The 1,054-nt window shown below is 67.7% G+C and carries 1 protein-coding gene; it reads left to right on the forward strand.

The window, feature by feature from the left end:
- The first annotated feature begins 212 nt into the window (after positions 1-212).
- Positions 213-995, forward strand: coding sequence for a transposase family protein (locus ACIQ8B_RS32975; protein WP_403552012.1), 783 nt, complete (start codon positions 213-215; stop codon positions 993-995).
- Positions 996-1,054 lie beyond the last annotated feature (59 nt).

The raw sequence follows: 1,054 nt of genomic DNA on the forward strand, positions 1-1,054 counted from the left end.
ACGAGCTCGTGCATAGTAGGCAGGGAGGTGTCGAGCTTCTGATCGTCGATCATGGTCGTGTGGTGGGAAACGCATCTCGTGCAGCGATCATCAGTGACCGGAGGATCACGGGCCTGTCAGCCGACGTGATCGCTGAACTCGTGGCTGAACTTGGCCCGTTGTGGCACGAACGGCACCAGGCCAAGCTTGCGTCCCGGCCACGGAAGCGTGCTGTGGGCGCGGGTGCGAAGCACCGGCTGGTGTTTGTCGACCGGCTCCTGGCCACGCTCGTGCACCTCCGGCACGCGGTCACGCACGACGTGCTCGCCTGCTGGTTCGGTGTCGACCGCTCCACCATCACCCGCGCCATCGCAGAGGTGCGGCCCTTGCTCGCCGGGCGAGGGTGCACCGTCGGCCCGGGTGTGCGGCTGCGGACCCTGTCCGAGGTCATCGACCACCTCGGTGCCGACGGGAAGACCGGGATCATCGACGGCACCGAGATCCGGGTCCGCCGGCCGGCCGCCGGGCGCAAGGACCGGGACGCGTTCATCTCCGGCAAGAACAAGCAGAACGCCGTCAAGACCATGGTCGTCACCGACGAGGACGGGCGGGTGCTGTTCTGCAGCCCGACCAGGCCCGGCAACTGCGCGGACATCACCCACGCCCGCCAGTTGGGGCTGGTCCAGCTCCTGGCCGACGGGCCCACGGTGGAGATCCTTGCCGATGCCGGCTATCAGGGCCTGGGTGCCCAGACCGGCGGACGGGTGATCACACCACCACACCGCAAGTTCAAGAGGAATGCTCCGGACTGGTACGAGGAGATGTACGAGAGACAGCGCAAGGCGCACTCCTCGCGACGCATCCGAGTCGAACACGGCATCGCCCACCTGAAGAACTGGCGAGCACTGGCCCGCCACCTCGGCCGCCGCGAGCACATGAGCGACACCGTCCAGGCCATCGCCGCCCTGCTGTCCCACCAGCAGACCGTCGACCTCACCTCGGCACGGCCGAGGTGAACACCGAGCCCCGCCAAAGTCCTCGACGCCCCACCGCCTACTGTGCACGAGCTCGTTAG

The sequence above is a fragment of the Streptomyces sp. NPDC096105 genome (assembly GCF_044763335.1).
Lineage (GTDB): Bacteria > Actinomycetota > Actinomycetes > Streptomycetales > Streptomycetaceae > Streptomyces.